This window comes from Dyella sp., from assembly GCF_051962475.1.
Lineage (GTDB): Bacteria > Pseudomonadota > Gammaproteobacteria > Xanthomonadales > Rhodanobacteraceae > Dyella_A.
In genome coordinates this window covers 46,520-65,676 of record NZ_JBQCCF010000064.1, presented here as the reverse complement: position 1 = coordinate 65,676, position 19,157 = coordinate 46,520, and the positions used below count along the sequence as shown (strand labels likewise).

11 protein-coding genes are annotated in these 19,157 nt (G+C 69.5%); all 11 read left to right on the top strand.

What is annotated here, in order from left to right:
* The first annotated feature begins 5 nt into the window (after positions 1-5).
* The 11 genes from ACTHJF_RS13730 (at position 6) to ACTHJF_RS13680 (ending at position 19,144) form a co-directional block, all read left to right on the top strand.
* Positions 6-2,090 (top strand): type VI secretion system Vgr family protein, encoded by a 2,085-nt coding sequence (locus tag ACTHJF_RS13730; RefSeq protein WP_440267602.1) that lies wholly within the window; start codon positions 6-8, stop codon positions 2,088-2,090.
* 14 nt (positions 2,091-2,104) lie between these two features.
* The gene (locus ACTHJF_RS13725; RefSeq protein WP_440267601.1) at positions 2,105-2,644 is read left to right on the top strand and encodes a DUF6931 family protein; all 540 of its coding nucleotides are present in this window, start codon (positions 2,105-2,107) and stop codon (positions 2,642-2,644) included.
* 94 nt (positions 2,645-2,738) lie between these two features.
* Positions 2,739-4,115, top strand: a complete 1,377-nt coding sequence (gene tagH, locus ACTHJF_RS13720) for a type VI secretion system-associated FHA domain protein TagH (RefSeq protein ID WP_440267600.1) — start codon at positions 2,739-2,741, stop codon at positions 4,113-4,115.
* Between the two features lie 63 nt (positions 4,116-4,178).
* The gene (gene tssK, locus ACTHJF_RS13715; protein WP_440267599.1) at positions 4,179-5,519 is read left to right on the top strand and encodes a type VI secretion system baseplate subunit TssK; all 1,341 of its coding nucleotides are present in this window, start codon (positions 4,179-4,181) and stop codon (positions 5,517-5,519) included.
* Positions 5,520-5,673: 154 nt separating this feature from the next.
* Complete coding sequence (gene icmH, locus ACTHJF_RS13710; protein ID WP_440255629.1) at positions 5,674-6,870, top strand: type IVB secretion system protein IcmH/DotU; 1,197 nt, start codon at positions 5,674-5,676, stop codon at positions 6,868-6,870.
* Between the two features lie 4 nt (positions 6,871-6,874).
* The gene (gene tssM, locus ACTHJF_RS13705; RefSeq protein ID WP_440267598.1) at positions 6,875-10,405 is read left to right on the top strand and encodes a type VI secretion system membrane subunit TssM; all 3,531 of its coding nucleotides are present in this window, start codon (positions 6,875-6,877) and stop codon (positions 10,403-10,405) included.
* Between the two features lie 24 nt (positions 10,406-10,429).
* Positions 10,430-12,109 (top strand): type VI secretion system-associated protein TagF, encoded by a 1,680-nt coding sequence (tagF, locus tag ACTHJF_RS13700; RefSeq protein ID WP_440267597.1) that lies wholly within the window; start codon positions 10,430-10,432, stop codon positions 12,107-12,109.
* Positions 12,106-12,825 carry a PP2C family protein-serine/threonine phosphatase gene (locus ACTHJF_RS13695; RefSeq protein ID WP_440267596.1) on the top strand — a complete coding sequence of 240 codons (720 nt, stop codon included), beginning with the start codon at positions 12,106-12,108 and terminating at the stop codon, positions 12,823-12,825. Before tagF ends, ACTHJF_RS13695 begins: the two co-directional genes overlap by 4 nt.
* A 16-nt stretch (positions 12,826-12,841) precedes the next feature.
* Positions 12,842-16,585 (top strand): protein kinase domain-containing protein, encoded by a 3,744-nt coding sequence (locus tag ACTHJF_RS13690; protein WP_440267595.1) that lies wholly within the window; start codon positions 12,842-12,844, stop codon positions 16,583-16,585.
* Positions 16,582-16,926 (top strand): hypothetical protein, encoded by a 345-nt coding sequence (locus ACTHJF_RS13685; RefSeq protein ID WP_440267594.1) that lies wholly within the window; start codon positions 16,582-16,584, stop codon positions 16,924-16,926. Before ACTHJF_RS13690 ends, ACTHJF_RS13685 begins: the two co-directional genes overlap by 4 nt.
* Positions 16,927-17,125: 199 nt before the next feature.
* Complete coding sequence (locus ACTHJF_RS13680; protein WP_440267727.1) at positions 17,126-19,144, top strand: ShlB/FhaC/HecB family hemolysin secretion/activation protein; 2,019 nt, start codon at positions 17,126-17,128, stop codon at positions 19,142-19,144.
* The last annotated feature ends 13 nt before the right edge of the window (positions 19,145-19,157 follow it).

Here is a 19,157-nt window from a genome sequence, read left to right as displayed (position 1 = left end):
CACCGATGGCCCACGCAATCACCGTACACAGTGATATCGACAACTCCCTGCTGTTCGTGCGGATGCGCGCCAGCGAGCAGCTCGGGCGGCTGTTCTCCTACGAGGTGGAGCTGCTGAGCGAAAACCCCACGGTGAAGCTGCGCAAGTTGCTCGGCACGCCGATGGTGGTGACGCTGAAGACCGACGACGGCTACCAGCGCCATTTCCACGGCATCGTCTGCGAGGCGGCGCAGACCGGCTTCGAGACGATCAGCAAGGTGCGCTACACGCGCTACCGCGTGCAGCTGGTACCCAAGCCGTGGCTGCTTACGCGCAAGGTGGACTGCCGCATCTACACCGCCAAGAGCGTGCCGACCATCGTCAAGGATCTGCTGGGAGAGATCGGCTACGCCGACGTCAAGCTCAGCCTCAGTGGCGATTACGCCGCGCGCGACTACTGCGTGCAGTACCGCGAGAGCACGTTCGACTTCATCACCCGCCTGATGGAACAGGAGGGCATCTACTACTACTTCACCCACACCGCCAGCACGCACACCATGGTGCTGGCCGATGCGCTGGGTGCGCACGCGGCGATCAGCGGCTTTACGCAGATCCCGTACTGCCCGCCGATGGAGTACGGCAAGCGCGAGGCGGCGTCGGTGTTTTCGTGGGGCGCAGCCGAGAGCGTGCACGCGCTGAAGTACCAGCTTACCGACTACGACCCGCTCACCCCGAAGACCTCGCTGCTGGGCACCGAGAACATCGACGACGGCAGCAGCTTCCACGGCGTGTCCGGCCTGGACGTGTTCGACTATCCGGGCATGCACGCGACCGCCGACGACGGCCGCCACTACGCCCAGGTGCGAGTGGAAGCGCTCAACGTGCGGCACCGCGCGTTCGACGGGCAGACCAACGCCTGTGGCATGGCCGCCGGCGGCCTGTTCACGCTGAAGGACTTCCCGCTCGCCGACCTCAACCAGGAATACCTGGTCACCGCCACCACCATCGATCTGTCCGACCCCGGCTACCACGCCGGCGCGGAGCAGGGCGACGAGCCGTTCCAGTGCCGCTTCGAGGCGATCACCTCCAAGACGCCGTTCCGCAACCTGCCCAGCGTGGCCAAGACCCGCGTGGTGGGGTTGCAGACCGCGGTGGTGTGCGGCAGCGACACCGACGAAGAGATCGCGGTGGACAAGTACGGCCGCGTGCAGGTGACGTTCCACTGGAACAAGCCGGACAAGGACAAGGCGCAGAGCTCCTGCCCGGTGCGCGTGGCGTCATCGTGGGCCGGCAAGAACTGGGGCGCGGTGAGCATCCCGCGCGTGGGGCAGGAGGTGGTGGTGAGCTTCCTGGAAGGCGATCCGGACCGCCCGCTGATCATCGGCAGCGTCTACAACGCCGACAACATGCCGCCGTACGCGCTGCCGGACAACAAGACCCAGAGCGGCATCAAGAGCCGCAGCCTGCTCGGCACGGCCGAGGACGCCAACGAGCTGCGCTTCGAGGACAAGAAGGGCTCCGAGCAGTTCTTCATCCACGCGCAGAAGGACATGGTCGAGGAGGTCGAAAACGACCACACGGTCACCATCGACCACGACGAGACCAGCACGATCAAGAACGACCAGACGCTCACCGTGAAGCACGACCAGACCACCACGGTGGAGAACAACCAGACGCTCACCGTCAACAACGACCAGACCGAGACGATCAAGCACGACCGCAAGGTCACCGTGCAGAACGGCGACACGCTCGACGTCACGATGAACGGCACCACCAGCATCGGGCAGAAGTTCAAGCTCAGTGCAGGTACCGAGATCGAGCTGGTCACCGGCGCGTCGAGCATCGTGATGAAGAGCTCGGGCGACATCGAGATCAAGGGCCTCAACATCAAGATCACCGGCGACATCGGCGTGAAGATCGAGGGGCAGGTGGAGGTCGGCATCAAGGCCGGCGCCACCATGGACCTGGGCGCCGGCGCCAGTCTCAAGGCCCACTCGGACGGCATGCTCGAAGTGGCCGGCACCGCCATGACCACGGTCAAGGGCACCATGACTTCGGTCAAGGGTGACGCCATGACCCAGGTCTCCGGCGGCATCATCATGATCGGCTGACGGGGGAATCAGGCATGTCGGCAGTCATCCACGCCTCGGTCCAGATGGAACTCACCCCGGACGCCAGTGCCCGGCTGCGTGCGGACATGTCGCCGCAGACCGCGGTGCAGGAGCTGCTTGCCGCCGGCCAGGCACAGGACGCACTGAAGCTGCTCGCGCGGCTGATGCCCAAGCGCTACGCGGTGGCCTGGCTGTGCCAGTGCGCGCGCGACCAGCCGCTGTCGCAGGAGGATCGCATCGGTGCCTCGCTGGCCGAACAGTGGGTGCGCGATCCCAGCGAGAGCAACCGGCGCGCCGCGTTCGAGTTCGCCCACGCCGGCGGCTACAAGGCGCTGGGTGCGTGGATCGCCGCGGCGGCAGGCTGGTCGGGCGGCAGCCTGGCGCCGGCAGCGCAGGAAACGCCGGTGCCGCCGGCCGAACACCTCACCGCGCGCGCCACGGTGGCCGCGATCAACCTGATGGCCGCGCTCGATGCCACGCAGTTCGAGGCGCGCCGCACCAGCTACATCGAGCGGGCGATGAGCCTGCTGCAGGCCGGCGGAAGCGAGCCATGAGCGCGCTGGCCGACCCGCGTCATCACCAGGCCGCGGCACGACACGGCGCGCAGACGCCGGCGTGCCGGGCCCAAGCAGCAAAGGGGAGCTGAGCGTGTCGACGATACCCACCTTGGTACTGGCGGTAACCGGGGCGCATGCCGCGCAATTCGGCAGCCGCAGCCAGAAGGCGTTCGAAGGCCGTGATGGCAGCATCGGCCGCTCGGAGGATTGCGACTGGGTGCTGAGCTCGTCGGGCGTGTCACGCGTGCACGCCATGATCCGCTGCCTCAACGGCATCTATTTCATCGAGGACCGCAGCACCAACGGCATGCTGCTCAACGGCGTGCCGCTGGTGAAGGGCGAGCCCTCCGCGCTCAAGCACGGCGATCGCCTGCAGATCGACTCGTTCGAGGTGTCGGTGAACGTGCAGGCGGCCGCGCCCGTCGCGCCAGCTCCCGCCCCGGCGCCCGCGCCGGTAGACATCTTCGCCACCTCGCCGCCGCCTTCGTCGTCGCCGTTTCCTCCGCGCGCGGCCGATCCGCTGGACGACTTCCTGGATCTGGGCCTCGGGCCCGCGGCGCCGGCGGGCGGTGGCCTGCGCGATGGCGGCCTGATACCCGACGCCTCGCCGCTGGGGGGCGCCGATCTCGATCCGCTGAGCTTTCTCGATGCGCCGTTCGCCTCGTCGGCGCCGGCCCCTGCCGGTCCCACGCCGGCCACGCCCGGCTGGAACCACAGCGCGGGCATGGAAGACCACTTCCGTCCGCCGACCACCGAGGGGCAGCGCCAGGCGCAGGCGCTGCCGGAGAACTGGGACCTGACCGTGGGCGATTTCGCGCCGCGGTCGCCTGCTCCCGCCCCGGCTCCGGCGCCCGCCTTCGCGCCACCGGCAGCCGCACCGTTTTCCGCCGCGCCGCCTCCGGCCGCGTCGGCGCCAGCGATGGCGGCTCCGTCCGGCGCCATGCCCCTGTCGCCGGACGTGCAGCAGATGCTCGGCATCGTGGTCGACGGCGTGATGGACGTGCTGCGCGCGCGCGCCGAGATCAAGAACACCTTCCGCCTGCCGGTCACCATCATCCAGCGTTCGGAGAACAACCCGCTGAAGTTCGCGCCGAATGCGGATGAGGCGCTGCAGAAGATCCTCTCGCCGCCCAACGCTGCGTTCCTCTCCGGACCGGCCGCGTTCGACGACGCGTTCGACGACATCCGCTGCCATCAGATGGCGATGCTCGCCGGCGTGCGCGCGGCGTTCGAGTCGCTGCTGGCGCACTTCGGCCCGGACCGGCTGGAGCAGGAGGTCGATGGCGGCAAGCGCTCGGCCTTCGGCGGCAAGGCGAAGTACTGGGAGAAGTACCGCGAGAACTTCGAGGCGCTGATCAAGAACCCCGACGACTGCTTCCGGCGCCTGTTCGGCGACGAGTTCGCGCGGGCCTACGAGGAACAGCTGGCGCGGCTGAAGTCGGCGCGGCGCAACAGCGCGCGACGGTAAGCGCATGCACGAAGCGTCGGTGCCATGCCGACGTTGAACCTTTTCGAGATGGGCGCAAAGCGAATGACGCAGAACAACAAAGTGGTATGGAGCGAAGGGCTGTTTCTGCGGCCCCAGCACCTGCAGCAGCACGAGCGCTACCTGGAGCGCTTCGTCGAGCTGCGCGCCGGGGCGCTGCGTCCCTACACCTGGGGCTTCACCGAGCTGGAGCTGGAAACCGACCTGCTCGCCGTGGGCAAGCTCGGCATCAAGCGCGCGCGCGGCGTATTTCCCGACGGCACGCCGTTCGCCATGCCCGGCGACGATCCGCTACCGCCGCCGCTGGACGTGGACGGCAACTGGCGCGACCAGACCGTCTACCTCACTCTGCCGCTGCGCTCGCCGACCCAGCCCGACAGCGGCCGTCCCGAAGCGCCTGCAGAAAAACTGTTCCGCTACCGCGTGCGTGAGGCCGAAGTGCGCGACGCCTCCGGCAGCACCGACGGCACCGCGCTGCTCGAAGTAGGCGGCATGACCGCGCGCCTGCTGCCCGAATCGCAGCCGCTGGAGGGCCTCACCCGGCTGCCGCTGGCGCGCATTGTGGAATGCCGCTCCGACCGTCGCGTGATGCTGGATGAGAGCTTCATGCCCAGCGGCTTCAGCGTGGAAGCGGTGCCACGGCTGGTGACCTTCCTCACTGAACTGCTCGGCCTGCTGCATCAGCGGGGCGAGGCGCTGGCCAGCCGCGTAGCGGTGACCGACCGCGGCGGCGCGGCGGAGATCGCCGACTTCCTGCTGCTGCAGGTGGTCAACCGCTGCCAGCCGCTGGTGGCGCACCTGGCCGAAGCGCCGCTGGTGCATCCGGAGGAGCTGTATCGCGTGATGGTGATGATGGCCGGCGAGCTGGCCACGTTCACCGCGCCGGGCAAGCGGCCCAGCGCGTTCCCCGCGTATCGCCACGAGGCGCTGCGCGAGAGTTTCGAGCCGGTGATCGTCGCGCTGCGCAACAGTCTCAGCGCGGTGATGGAGCAGACCGCCACGCCGATCCCGCTGCAGCAGCGCAAGTTCGGCGTATGGGTGGCGGTGGTACCGGACCTCACCCTGCTCGACACCGCCGCCTTCGTGCTGGCGGCCAAGGCGGATCTGAAGTCCGAGGACCTGCGCCGGCAGCTGCCGGCGGTGTCCAAGATCGGCCCGGTGGAGAAGATTCGCGATCTGGTCAACCTGCAACTGCCGGGCATCGGGGTGAGCCCGATGCCGGTGGCGCCGCGGCAGATCCCGTACAACGCGGGCTATCTGTACTTCGAGTTCGACAAGCACTCGCCGATGTGGCGCGAGTTGAAGACCTCCGGCGGCATCGCCTTCCATTTCGGCAGCGAGTTCGCCGGTCTCGACCTGCAGCTCTGGGCTATCCGAGGAGGGTGAGCACATGAACACACCGAACGGCCCCGGCAACCCGCCCATTCCCGATGACGCCACCGTGGTGCGCCCACGCGGGCAGGCCGGTGCCGCACCGACGCCGGCCGCGCCGGCTTACGCACCACCGCCGCCCGCCGCCGCACCCATTGCAGCGCGACCGATGGAGGCGGCGCGCGCGGACATCAGCGAGTTCCTCGGCGGCGGCATGAACCCGCTGGTGCAGACCGCGAGCCCGCTGCTGCTGCTGGGCGTGCAGCTGCGCCACAGCGTCTCGCCGCCGGATGCCACCCACCTGCGCGACCAGGTGATCGCGCAGGTGCGCAAGTTCGAGAGCCACGCCACCGCCGCCGGCCTGCCGGCGCAGACGGTCACCGCGGCGCGCTACGTCCTGTGCACCATGCTCGACGAGTCGGTGCTCAACGCGCCGTGGGGCGAGCAGAGCGGCTGGGCGCAGAAGACCCTGCTGGTCACCTTTCACGGCGAGTCGTACGGCGGTGCCAAGTTCTTCCAGATCCTGGAGCGGCTGTGCGCCGACTTCAGCCGGCACATCGACCTGATCGAGCTGATGTACCTGTGCCTGGCGCTGGGTTTCGGCGGGCGCTACCAGATCGAATCGGGCGGGCGCGCCAAGCTGGCCGACATCCAGGAAGACCTCTACCGCCGCATCAAGGCGCAGCGCGCGCCGGCCGCCGACGAACTGGCGCCGCACTGGCGCGGCATCGAGGACCGGCGCAACCCGCTGATCCGCTACGTGCCGCTGTGGGTGATCGCGGCGGCCGCGGCGTGCGTGCTGCTGGTCGCCTTCGTGGTGTTCTACACGCGGCTCAACGCGGCCTCCGCGCCGGCCAGTGCGCAGATCGCTCAGATCGGCCTGGACAGCGCCACGCCGCCGGATGCCCGCGCGCTGCCGCCAGTGCCGCACAAGAGCCTCAAGCAACTGCTGGCTCCGGAGGAGCAGGCCGGCAAGCTCACGGTGGACGAGCAGCCCGACGGCACCGCGCTGGTGCGCCTGGGCGCGGCCGACATGTTCGCTTCCGGTGGCGTGGACGTGAGCGCCAGCGAGCTGCCGGTGCTGCACGCGATCACCGCGGCGCTGAACCAGGTGGCCGGACGGGTGATCGTGGTCGGCCACACCGACGACCAGCCGATCCACTCGCTGAAGTTCAAGGACAACTTCGAGCTGTCGGCCGCGCGCGCGCGCTCGGTGCTGGAGATCCTCAGCCAGGGCCTGGACAACCCGGCGCGGCTGGAATCGAGCGGCGCGGGTTCTTCGCAGCCGATCGCGCTGCCGCCGAATCTTCCGGCCAACCGCACGCGCAACCGGCGTGTGGAAATCAAGTACATCCCGGAGGGTTGAGCGCGTGAAAAAGTTTCTTTCCCTGCTCAAGTCCGGCTGGTTCATCGCGCTGGTCGGCCTGCTGCTGCTGTCGCTGCTGATCTGGCTCGGCGGTCCTTACCTCGGCATCGGCGACAGCCAGCCGCTGGCCAGCCCGGTGACGCGGCTGGTGGTGATCATCGTGCTGCTGGTGGTGTGGGTGGTGGCGCTGCAGATCCAGCAGATGCGCCTGCGCAGCAAGACCGCAAAGATGTCCGGCGACATCGCCGGGGCCGATGCCGGTGCGACATCGGTTGGCGGCACCGGCGACGATCGCAGCGTCGGTGAACGCGCCCAGCTCGCCACGCGTTTCCAGGAGGCGGTAGACACGCTGCGCAAGGCCAAGCACGGCGGCGGCAATCTCTACACGCTGCCGTGGTATGTGGTGATCGGCCCGCCGGGCTCGGGCAAGAGCACGCTGCTGCAGAACTCCGGGCTCAACTTCCCGCTGTCGGACCGCTTCGGCAAGCAGGCGCTGCGCGGCATCGGCGGCACCCGCAACTGCGACTGGTGGTTCACCGACGAGGCGGTGTTCCTCGATACCGCCGGGCGCTACACCACGCAGGATTCGGACAAGAACGCCGACGCCTCGGCCTGGGCCGAGTTCCTCAAGCTGCTGCGCCGCTATCGCAAGCGCCGGCCGATCAACGGCGTGGTCATCGCGATGAGCATGTCCGACCTACTGGTGCTGGACGACAACGCACGCTACGAGCACGTGCAGGCCGTGCGCCGCCGGCTAGACGAGCTGGCCGAGCACCTGCGCATCGGCGTGCCGGTGTACCTGGTGCTGACCAAGTGCGACCTGATCGCCGGCTTCAGCGAGTTCTTCGACGACCTGAACCCCGAGCTGCGCAGCCAGGTGTGGGGCGTGTCGTTCCCGGTCAACAAGACCATGGACGGCAGCGCGGCCAAGGCGTTCGCCGACGAGTTCCAGATCCTGCTCGACCGGCTCAACACGCGCGTGCTTGATCGCCTGCACGCCGAGAACGACCGCAGTCGGCGCGCGGCGATCCTGTCGTTCCCGCAGCAACTGGCGGCCCTGCGCGATGTGGCGCGGCAGTTCGTGGAGGGCGTGTTCGCGCCCAACCCCTACGCCAGCCAGCCGCTGCTGCGCGGCGTGTATCTCACCTCGGGCACGCAGGAAGGTGCGCCGATCGACCGCATGATGAGCGCGGTGGCGCGCACCTTCGGCGTGGATGCCGCGCGCGTGCAGGCCAAGGGCGCGCAGCAGCGCACCTTCTTCGTCGAGCGACTGCTCAAGGACGTGCTGTTCAAGGAGTCCGGCTTCGCCGGCACCAACCCGAAGCTCGAGCGGCAGAAGATCCTGCTGCAGGCCGCTTCGTACGCCGGCGTGCTGCTGGCCACCGCGTTGCTGTTCATCGGCATGGCCACCAGCTACGGACGCAACCGCAGCTATCTGGCCAGGGTGCAGCAGGCGCTGGCCGGGTATCCGGTGAAGAGCGATCTCTCCGCGGCGCCCACCCAGAAAGCCTATTTCGCGATGGCGCTGGAGCGGCTCGAAGCGCTGTCGGGCGTGCAGGACGTAGCGCGGCAGTACAAGGGCCACGTGCCGTGGCTGATGCGTTTTGGCCTGTACCAGGGCAAGGCAGTGGGCGGCGAAGTGCACGATGCCTACATCCGCGAGCTCAACGGCATCCTGCTGCCGGGCGTGGCCTCGCAGTTCCGCTCTGGCCTCACCGGCAACGCCAGCGATCCGCAGGCGCTGTACTACTACCTCAAGGGTTACCTGATGCTGGGCGAGCCCAAGCATCAGGATCCGGCCCAGCTGGAGGCGCTGACCACCATCGAGTGGCGCAAGGTGTTCCCCGGTGACGACGTGCTGCAGGCGGCCGCGGCCAAGCACTTCCACGCGCTGGTCGACGAGCCCGGCCGGCTGCGTGCGATCAGTCTGGACAACGGCCTGGTGGAACAGGCGCGCGCCACGCTGCGCACGGCCGACCTGTCGGCGCTGGTCTACGGCAGCCTCAAGCTCTCGGCCGAGGCCAACGGCCCGTCGCCGCTGCAACTGGACAAGGCGCTGGGCCTGCTCGGCAATGTGTTCCGCCGGCGCAGCGGCACGCCGCTTTCGACGCCGTTGCCGGGGTTGTTCACCCAGCCGGTGTTCGCGCAGGAAGTGGGCAAGGGCATCGAACAGGCTGTGAACGACTTCACCAAGGACGATTGGGTGTTCGGCGCCAGCACGATCGACGCGATCGGCAAAGCGCGCCTGCAGCAGCAGGTGCTGGCGCTGTACCAGACCGACTACATCAAGGCCTGGGACGATCTGCTGGCCGACCTGGAACTGCAGCCGATCGCCAACATTCAGGACGCCAGTGCGATTGCCGCCAAGCTGTCCGGCCCCAGCTCGCCGCTCAAGGCCCTGCTCGGCGTGGTACGCGACAACACCCACGACCTGCTGCGCGCGCCGCCGGAAGACGGTGCGGACAAGGCGCTGGACGCGGCGAAGAAGGCGGCCGAGAAGAAGGCCACGCAGAGCGCGCTCAGCCGTGCGCTGGCGGCCGCCGCCGGCTCGGCGCCCGCGGCGACCACGGAGAAACCGGGTGACGCGATCAGCGCGCATTTCGACACGCTCAACAAGCTCAGCGAAGGCGCGCCCGGGGCCGCGCCGATCGACCAGACGCTGGGCGTGCTCGACCAGCTCAGCAAGACGCTGCTGACCATGACCGACTTCAGCAGCGCCGCCGGCCAGCCCAACCCGCAGTTGCTGCTGGCGCAGCAGGCCGCCGCGCAGCTGCCGCCGCCGGTGTCCGGCTGGGTCGCTGCGCTCACCGGCAAGAGCCAGGCGTTAGTGGCCAGCGGCACCAAGGGCGCGCTGGATGATCAGTTCCAGCAGGCGGTGGCGAAGGATTGCGCCGACTTCACCCGCGGCCGCTATCCGTTCGCGCCCAACGGCAAGTCGGAGATCCCGCTGCAGAACTTCGCCGAGCTGTTCGGCTACGGCGGCCAGTTCGACAGCTTCTACAAGCAGACGCTGGAGAAGCTGGTCGACGCCAGCGGCCGCAACTGGCAGTGGAAGAGCGGACCCGGCGCGGTCAGCGGCTCGCCCGGCATGCTGGCGCAGATGCAGCTGGCCGACTCGATCAAGCAGATGTATTTCCGCAACGGCAGCGCCACGCCCGAGGTCGATTTCACCTGGCAGGCGCCGCAGCTCGATGCGGGCATCGGCAAGCTGGTGATCGCCGTCGATGGCCAGAAGTACGAGTACACGCCCGGCGGCGCGATGAGCGCGGCCATGAAATGGCCCGGCCCGCAGCCCGGCCAGGTCTCCTTCACCGCCTACGACACCGCGGGCAACCTGATCAGCAGCGTCGATTACCAGGGCGACTGGGCGTTCTTCCGCGCGCTGCAGGCGGCGTCGCTCACGCGCCAGTCGGACCTGCGCTTCACTGCCACGCTGAACTTCGGCGGCCACATCGCCAAGCTCACGCTGCAGGCGAACAACCTCAAGAACCCGTTCCTCAATACCGACGTGCAACGTTTTCGGTGCGGGGGTTGAGCGATGCCCAATCCAACAGGGGGGATGGCGGCATCGGTGGGTTTCTTCGGCAAGCTGCCGGGCGCGGGTGACTTCGTCCAGCGGCGCTTGCCGGCCGATTTCGTGGAGCGTTGGGATCGGCACTTCGAACACGCCGTGGCGGCCAGTCGCGAGCGCCTGGGCGAGCGCTGGCACGACGCGTGGTACGCCAGCCCGGCCTGGCGCTTCGTGCTGGCACCGGGCGTGTGCGGCGATACCGCCTGGGCTGGGGTGATGGCGCCGGCGTCCGACCGCGTCGGTCGCTGCTTTCCGATGGTGATGGCCGCCGCGCTGGGCAGTGAGCGGGCGGCCGTGGCGCACACCTTGCGCGAATCGCAGCGCTGGTTCGATGCGCTGGAACATGCCCACGCCGAAGCGCGATATCACGCCTCGGCGGCGGACGCGTTCGATGCCCGGCTGGCCAGCCTGCCGGGTCCGCTGGAGGTGCTGCGCAGCGACCCGGCCGCCGCTCTGCAAGGCATCGACTGGCGCACGTCCACGCACTGGCGCATGCCGCTGCGCGTGCACGGTCACGACGAAGCGTTCCTGGAAACGCTGTGGCAGCAGGTGGCTGCCGCCGGCGGTGCATGGTGCCTGTGGTGGACCCACGGCGCCGGCGCCGTGCCGGCCAGCGCGATGCTCACCCAGGGCCTGCCGGCGCCGTCCAGCTATGCCGCCTTCCTCGACGCGGGCCATGCCGATGACAGCTGGCGTTCGCTGCGCTCGTTCGGCGCTTCTGCGCCCGCTGCCGCAGCGTCACCTGCGGCGCCGCCACCGGCCGCGCCCGCACCGGTGGCTGCAGTGGAACCGGCGCACGCACCGACGGCACCGGTGGCCGCACCGGCGACGCTGCCGGACGATCTCTCCGAATTGCTCGAGGGCATCGGTGCGCCCGCGCAGCAGGTTCCGGACGACGTCACGGTGCCGGGTTTCGCGCGCGCCGCCGCGCCGCCCGCACCAACGCCGCCGCCGGCATCCGTACCCGCACCTGCATCCGCTGCGCACGCCGGGCCGGCCGAGCCGTCGCCGGCTCCCGCGGCAGTGGGGATGAACACGGTCTATCGCAGTCCCGACGGCGCACTGACCGTGCTGGCCGCCGACGACGGCGCACACGATCCGCGCTGCCGCGGCGCCGCCACCGCGCAGGCGGGGGCGGCCGCGATGCAGCCGGGCGAGTTCTCCGGCGGCATGCAGAAGCTGCGCGAGCGGCTGCTGGCGCGGCACGCCGCGTTGCAGGCGACCAGCGAGGATCTGATCGATCCGGTGATGGAAGACGCGGCGGTGATCGCGCTGCACACCACCGGCCGCTGGGCGGCGCTGCTGCGCATCGGCACCGGCGAGGCGTGGCAGTGGCGACGTGGCCAGATGCGCCCGGTGTTTGCCGGCGAGAGCGCGTCGGCGTCGGCCGGCGTCGACACCCTGCTGACCAACCGCCGCGGCGCCGTGGCCGTGGGTCTGGGCGGTGCCGGCGAGCCGCAGTGCGATGACATCGTGTGCGCAGTGGAGCCGGGCGACCGCTTCCTGCTGCTGTCCACGCGCCGGCTGATGGCGCTGGACCCGGCGCTGCTGGCGCAGGCGCTGGCGCTGCCGGACTGCGATAGCGCCCGCGCGCGCATCGCCCATGCCTGCGCCCTGGGCACCGATCCTTCGCCGTGGCCGCTGGCCGTCATCGAGATCGCGTCATGACGAACTCCTACGTTTCGGCTGGCCTCAGCGTCACCGGCAAGGTGCGCCGACACAACGAGGACGCGATCCTCGTGCGTGACGACCTCGGCCTGTGGGTGGTGGCCGACGGCATGGGTGGCCATTCGGCCGGTGACTATGCCAGCGCGCTGATCGTCGACCGCCTCGGTGCGCTCAGGCGCGATGGCAGCGTGTTCGATTTCATCGAGGCGATCGAGGACGCGCTGGTGCAGGTCAACACCGACCTGATCGCTACGGCCAACACTCGCGGCGTGGACATCATCGGCTCCACCGTGGTGCTGCTGGTGCACCACAAGGATTTCATGCTGTGCGGATGGGTTGGCGACAGCCGAGCCTACTGCGTGGAGAACGGCCGCCTCGAACAGGTCAGCGCCGACCACGTGCACGGCATGAAGGACGACGTCACCCAGTTCGGCGGACTGCCGGCACAGCCGCAGGCGGGCGCCGGCGTGCTCACCCGCGCGATCGGTGCCGAAGAACAGCTCTTCGTCGACTGGCAGATCGCCGGCTGCCGCGCCGGCATGCAGTTCGTGCTGTGCTCTGACGGCATCAACAAGGAGATGTCCGACGCCGAGATGGAGGTGCAGTGCCGCCCGCAGGACCCGCCGCAGACCGTGCTGAACAACCTGCTCGGCGTGGCGCTGGGCCGGGCCGCGCGAGACAACGTTTCCGCCGTCGTCGTGCGGCTCCAGGATTGAACAAGACTCTCTCTTCATGAATTTTCTCAACGAACTCATCGCCGCCTACCAGGCCGACAAGCTGCAGCTATCGACCCTGCTGGACGTGCTCGCCTCGCGCGGTTCGCAGCCCGAGCCGATCCACCGCGAGGAAGTGGCGCTGGTGCAGCGGCTGGGCGAGGAAGGCAGCCTGTCGGCCGAGGCGGTGGAGGCGCTGCTGTCCCGATTGCGCTCGCTGCAGGGAAACACGGCCCGACCGCCCGCGGCGGACGAGGATGCCACGGTGATCCAGCCCTCCGCTGGCTCGCGCGCGGCGCCGAACGACGCCACCGTGGTCCAACCCACCGGCGCATCGGGCGACCAGGACGCCACCATCGTGCAGCCCGCCTCGGTGCCGCGCGCCGGCGCTGCGCCGGATGACGAGGCCACCATGGTCAAGCCCGCGTCGACGCCGCGCGGCGGCGACGTGCAGGCGACCAGCGTGACCGGCACCCAGGGCGCCACCGGCACCGGTACCGGCACCAGCAGCAGCTTCAACATGGACAGCTGGCAGCGCATGGCCGAGGTCGAGGGCGGCGACTACGCCGCCGTCGGCAGCGTGCTGAAGGGGCGCTTTCACCTAGAGAAGGAGATAGGCCGCGGCGGCATGGGCGTGGTGTTCCTCGCCCGCGACGAGCGCAAGGTCGAGGCACGCGACCGCGACCCGTACGTGGCGGTGAAGGTGCTCAACGACGAGTTCCGCCGCCATCCCGATTCGCTGATCGCCCTGCAGCGCGAGTCGCGCCGCTCGCAGTCGCTGGCGCACGACAACATCGTGCGCGTCTACGACTTCGACAAGGACCGCACGATCGTCTTCATGACGATGGAGTATGTCGACGGCTCGGACCTCAAGACACTGATCCGTGAGCGTGCCTACAACGGCATGCCGTTGGCCAAGGCGCGGCCGCTGATCGAGGGCATGGCGTGGGCGCTCAAGCGCGCGCACGGTGCCGGTGTGGTGCATTCGGACTTCAAACCCGGCAACGTCATGGTCACCCGCGACGGCGTGCCGAAGGTGTTCGACTTCGGCATCGCGCGTGCCGGCAAGCACATGGGCGACCAGGTCGGCGAGCAGACCGTGTTCGACGCCGGTACGCTGGGCGCGCTCACTCCGGCCTACGCCAGCCTGGAGATGATCCAGGGCAAGGAGCCCACCCCCAGCGACGACATCTACGCGCTGGGCTGCGTGGCGTTCGAGCTGCTCACCGGCAAGCACCCGTTCGACAAGGTCAGCGCCGAAGTGGCGATGAAGGAGGGGCGCAAGCCGCCGCCGGTGCCCGGCCTGACCAAACGGCAGTACCAGACGCTGTGCGATGCGGTGGCGTTCACTGGCGACAAGCGATTGAAGAGCGCCGCCGACCTCGTCGAAGGCCTGCGCGAGGTGAGCCTGCGCGAGCGCATCGGGCCGTACATGGTGTTTGGGTCGATCGGCCTGGTGATCCTGGTGGCCGGCGGCTGGGGCGCGCGCCACTACCTGCACCAGCGCGATGTGAACGAGGTAATCGCGCGCTTCCAGCCGTCCGATCCACAGCACTACGCCAACGAAGACCAGGCCGTCAGTGCGCTGGCCACGCTCGGCGACGACGAACGCACGCGGCTGGTGATCGACCAGGGCGAGTTGATCCAGTCGTTCCTGCTCGACCGTATCGACAGCTACTGGAATCCCGCCCGCCAGCGCTACGACTACGCCAAGGCGCAGCACGTGTTCCAGTTGCGCGACCGGCTCAAGCTGTATTCGCCCAAGCTCGATCTCAAGCGCGGCGCGATCGAGCAGGAGCGCAACGACCTGCTCAACCAGCTCGACACGCGCTTGGCGCAGCGCATAGATGCCGGCGCAATCTTCACGGACCAGCCAGACAACGCGGTGGCGATCCTCGCCACCATCCGCGCGATCGACCCCAGCAGCAGCCTGCTGAAGAATGCCGAGCTGGAGCTCAAGTACGACGTCGCCATCGGCAACGCGTTGGCCGCGCACAACGCCGCACAGGCCAGCGATGAGCTGAAGCAGGCGCTGGCGGTACTCCCCGATTCGGCACGACTCAAGCAGCGCGCGGCCCAGGTGGCCGCAGCGACCCAGAGCGCGGCGGCGAGCACCTCGGCGGTGGCCTCGGCCGCCGGCCAGAGCGTGCCGCAGGCGCACCAGGCGCTGCAGGAGCTGGCGGCCAGGCCCACGCTGGATGCCGAGTGGCAGGCCGGGGTGACCCGCGCCATGACGACGCTCGCCAGCGACCGCGGTGCGCAGACGCAGCAGCAGGTGGCTGCGCTGGCCGCCGCCATCGCGGCGCAGGTCGCCACGCAGAACGATCCGCTTCAGTTGCCGCAGGCCCAGCAGGCCGTGGCGCTGGGCTTGAAGTACGCGCCGGCGTCCGCGCCGCTGCTGGCCCAGCGCGATCGTCTGGATGGACTGCAGAAGGCCGTGCAGGCGCGCCTCGATCAGGAGAGCGCCGCGGCCGAGGTCACGGCGCGCATCGAATCGATGAAGCGCGCCGCCGCAGCCAACGACGTGGCCAAGGCGCAGGAAGCGCTGGCGCGCATCCGCACGCTGCAGCCGGACGCCGACTTCCTCAAGCAGGACGGTCCCAAGCTGCTGGCCGATGCCTACCTCGGACAGGCCGCGGCATCCGTGCAGCGCGGTCGTTACAGCGCGGCGTCGGATGCGCTGGGGCGGGCGATCAAGGCGCTGGGCAGCCGCGACGACCTGCGCCAGGCGAAGGCGCGCTACGACGCACTGGCCGACATCATGAAGGCGCGCACGCAAGGTGCCTCCGCGGCGGACCTGGCTCGCATGCGCCAGCAACTGGCGGCCGCGCGCAAGGATGATCCCGAGGCCCTGGGCAAGCTCGAGTCGGCACTGAAGCTGCGTGGGCAACTGCCGCAGGGCAACCTGGCCGACCTGCTCGACAGCCTCAAGCCGGGCGAGGCCACGGCAACCCCGGTGTCGACGCCGAATGCCGAACCAGCCACACCGGCCACATCGACCGCCAGCGGCGCATCGACGCCGACCAAGGGCGCCGCACCCGGCACGCGCCCGGCGCCTGGCGCCCCCAAGGCGCCCGCACCGGCCGGCCAGCCCGGCGCCGCTGCTGGTGCCAGCGCAGCGGCGGCCGGTGGCTCGGACCCCTGCGGCGACCCGGCGCTGGTGGGCAAGGGCCGCATCTGCGCCGATCAGGTGGCCGGCAAGCGCGGGCCCGCGTTGGTGGTGGTGCCGGGGCTGGCTGGCGGGCGGCCGTACGCGCTGTCGCGCGCGGAGGTCAGTGTGAGCGACTTCAACCGCTACTGCAGCACCACGCACCAGTGCACGCCCAAGCCGGTGGAGGATCGCCTGTCCGGCAGCCTGCCGGTCAGCAACATCTCGCTGGCCCAGGCCAAGGCTTACGCTGCGTGGCTCAGCCAGTCCACCGGTTTTACCTATCGGCTGCCGACCGATGCCGAGTGGCTGGCCGCAGCGCGCGCCGGCGGCGGCTGGAAGCAGGCCGCCGACAGCAACTGCGTGCCGCCTACCGCGGCGGCGGATGACGGCACCGGGGCGCCGATTTCCTCGCTGGGACGCAGCCCTAATCCGTGGGGGCTGGTGAACCTCACCGGCAACGTGTGGGAGTGGGTGGTCAGCGGCGGGACAGTGGCCGTGCGCGGCGCCAGCTACACCAGCTACTGGTCCGACTGCACGGTCGACGCGCACCGCGCCGACGGCGGCAACGCGCAGAACGATGTCGGCGTGCGCCTGCTGAGGGAAATCAAATGAACGAACGCGAGCGTCGCGCCAACCAGAGTCTGCGGACCCTGGACGAAGCCCATCGCAACGGGCGCATCACCCGCGAGGACTATCGCGCTCGTCGCCGTGCGCTGCTCGGCAGCCTGTGCGACAGCGATGGCGTCACCGCCCGCAACGCGCTGACGCCGGCCGCGGCCGGGCAGCCGCGCGACGGTGGGGTACAGCGGGTCGCGGTGCCGGCTGGCGACATGGCCAGCGCGCTGTTTCCCGATCGCCGACGGCTGGCCTGGCGACTGTGGCTGGTCGCCTTCGCCGGGCTCGGGCTGTGCGCGCTGCTGCTCTACGCCCTGCTGCAGATGGGGCACGGCTGAACAGCCCGAAGAGGCTGCCAGTGATCAATTTTGTGACGTAGTTACGCATTACAGGGGGAGTGCTGTGATCGCGGCACGGCGGTCAACGGAGAGTCTTCGCGCGCGCGATCCAGTGGGGATGCACAGGGGCGGCAGCCTCGGGCCACGGCGAAGCCGGGTCGGCGCCGGCTGAAAATCTAAGGGGATACGTGTCGTGCGGATTGCTTCTCTGGCAGCAGCCCTGGCGTTGGCCTTGACCGGCAGCCAGGCGTGGGCGCAGGACGTTCCGGCGGCCACGCCCGGCGACGGTGCAACAGCGACGGCCGCGCCGTCGCAACAGATCCTGGTCAGCGGCGTCCCGGCCGGCAGCGATGCCGCTGCCGTGCAGGGCATCGTGCAGGCCGGCTACGCGCAGGCGATGGCGGCAGCGGGTCATCCGCCGGCGTTGACCCAGGCGCAACTGCAGGCGGCCGCCGACGCCATCACCGCGGCGCTGAAGGGCGCCGGCTATGCCGACGCGCATGCCTACCTGCCCGAGCAGGTGCTGGCCTTCACCGTGCACGACACCGCGCCCGCGGTCGCCCAGGCACCTGCCGCACCCGCGGCGCCGGCCACCCCGGCGCCCGCTGCCAAGCCGCCGCTACCGGACAACGTGGTGCCGCCGGTGCGCGACCGCGATGCGGCCGCGGCGCAGACGTTGGCGGTGCAGGGCTTCCGCATCGAAGGCGTGGGCGATCACCCCGACGCGGGCATCACGCCGGCCAGCATGCAGGCGCTGGCCGATGCCCAGCTGAAGAAGCTCGGCGGCGGCGCCACGCCCGCGCGACTGGATTTCGCCCAGTTGCAGCAGGTGGCCGATGCGATGACCGACACCTACCGCAAGGCCGGTTTCATCTTTGGCACCGCGTTCCTGCCGGCGCAGACGGTGGGCGAGGATCACGTAGTGCAGATCCGCGTGCTCGAGGGCACGTTGGGCCGCGTGATCGTCAAGGGCAACAAGCGCTATCGCGCCAGCGCGATCGCCGCATCGGTGGAGCCGCTCAAGGGCAAGGTACTGCGCAAGGGCGACGTGGACACCGCGCTGCTCTACGCGCGCGAGCTGCCGGGCGTGTCGGTGAGCTCCACCTTCCAGCCCGGCGAGAAAACCGGCCAGACCGACCTGCTGATGGTCGCCAACGAGGCCAAGCGCCCGTACACCATCACCACCGGCGCCAACAATTACGGCACCGAACTCACCGGCCGCTACCGCGCGCAGCTGGGAGTCACCTGGAACAGTCCGCTGGGCATCGGTGACAGCTTCGCCGCCAACGTCGACTACGCGATGGACCCACGCAACAACGTCTACGGCGCGCTGGCCTACCGCTTGCCGACCGTGGCAGTGCCGGGCCTGAGCGGGGTGATCGGCGCCACGCGTAGTGAGCTTCAGCTGTCCAACGGCACCTTCGCAGCGCTGGACGTGAAGGGCCCCAGCTCGTCGCAGTACGCCGGCGCGGACTGGAAGTTCGTCAACACCGACGTGCTGCAGATGCAGGCCTCGCTGCACTACATCCGCGAGCGCTCCAAGCTCACCAGCATCGGCATTCCGCTGTCGGACGAGCGCTTCGACGTGGCCGAGCTGGCCTGGGCGATGAACCGCACCGACCAGAAGCTGCACGGTATCGACCTGCTGCAGGTGAGCGTGCGCAAGTCGATCGCCGACCGCTCGGTGGGCGCGGACTTGGTCAGCCCCAACCACGCCAGCAGCTTCCTCAGCACGCGGCTTTCCTACACCCGCCTGCAGTTCCTCACCAAGTCGCAGCGTGCGTATTTCAAGCTGGGCGGTCAGTGGACCAACGACGCGCTGGCGCCGCTGGAGCAGTTCGTGATCGGCGGCCCGGACAGCGTGCGCGCCTACCCGATCGCCGACGGGCTCACCGATCGCGGCTACTACGCCTCGCTGGAATACCACGTCGACGCACCTGGCTTTGGCGACAAGGTGTCGCCGTTCTACGCGCGCCCGTGGCGCGAGCTGCTGGAGCTGGAAGCCTTCGTCGATTACGCGCGCGGCTTCCCCGCCGGTGCCGACCGCGGTGTCGCCGACGCGGTGACCCTCAAGGGCGTAGGTGCGGGCCTGATCTTCCGCCTGCCGCGCTTCCATCGCTTCGAGTTCCACCTGGACGGCTCGGTGCCGATCGGCGGCCCGGACGCTTCGGACAAGAAGGGCTACCACATTTATTCGCGCTTCGGCTTCACGTTTTAGAGCCTGGTCATGA

Bases quoted from the DNA above. Each gene is read 5' to 3' on its own strand.
- ACTHJF_RS13730 (WP_440267602.1), top strand. From the start codon at position 6: ATGGCCCACGCAATCACCGTACACAGTGATATCGACAACTCCCTGCTG.
- ACTHJF_RS13725 (WP_440267601.1), top strand. From the start codon at position 2,105: ATGTCGGCAGTCATCCACGCCTCGGTCCAGATGGAACTCACCCCGGAC.
- tssK (WP_440267599.1), top strand. From the start codon at position 4,179: ATGACGCAGAACAACAAAGTGGTATGGAGCGAAGGGCTGTTTCTGCGG.
- icmH (WP_440255629.1), top strand. From the start codon at position 5,674: ATGGAGGCGGCGCGCGCGGACATCAGCGAGTTCCTCGGCGGCGGCATG.
- tagF (WP_440267597.1), top strand. From the start codon at position 10,430: ATGGCGGCATCGGTGGGTTTCTTCGGCAAGCTGCCGGGCGCGGGTGAC.
- ACTHJF_RS13695 (WP_440267596.1), top strand. From the start codon at position 12,106: ATGACGAACTCCTACGTTTCGGCTGGCCTCAGCGTCACCGGCAAGGTG.
- ACTHJF_RS13690 (WP_440267595.1), top strand. From the start codon at position 12,842: ATGAATTTTCTCAACGAACTCATCGCCGCCTACCAGGCCGACAAGCTG.
- ACTHJF_RS13685 (WP_440267594.1), top strand. From the start codon at position 16,582: ATGAACGAACGCGAGCGTCGCGCCAACCAGAGTCTGCGGACCCTGGAC.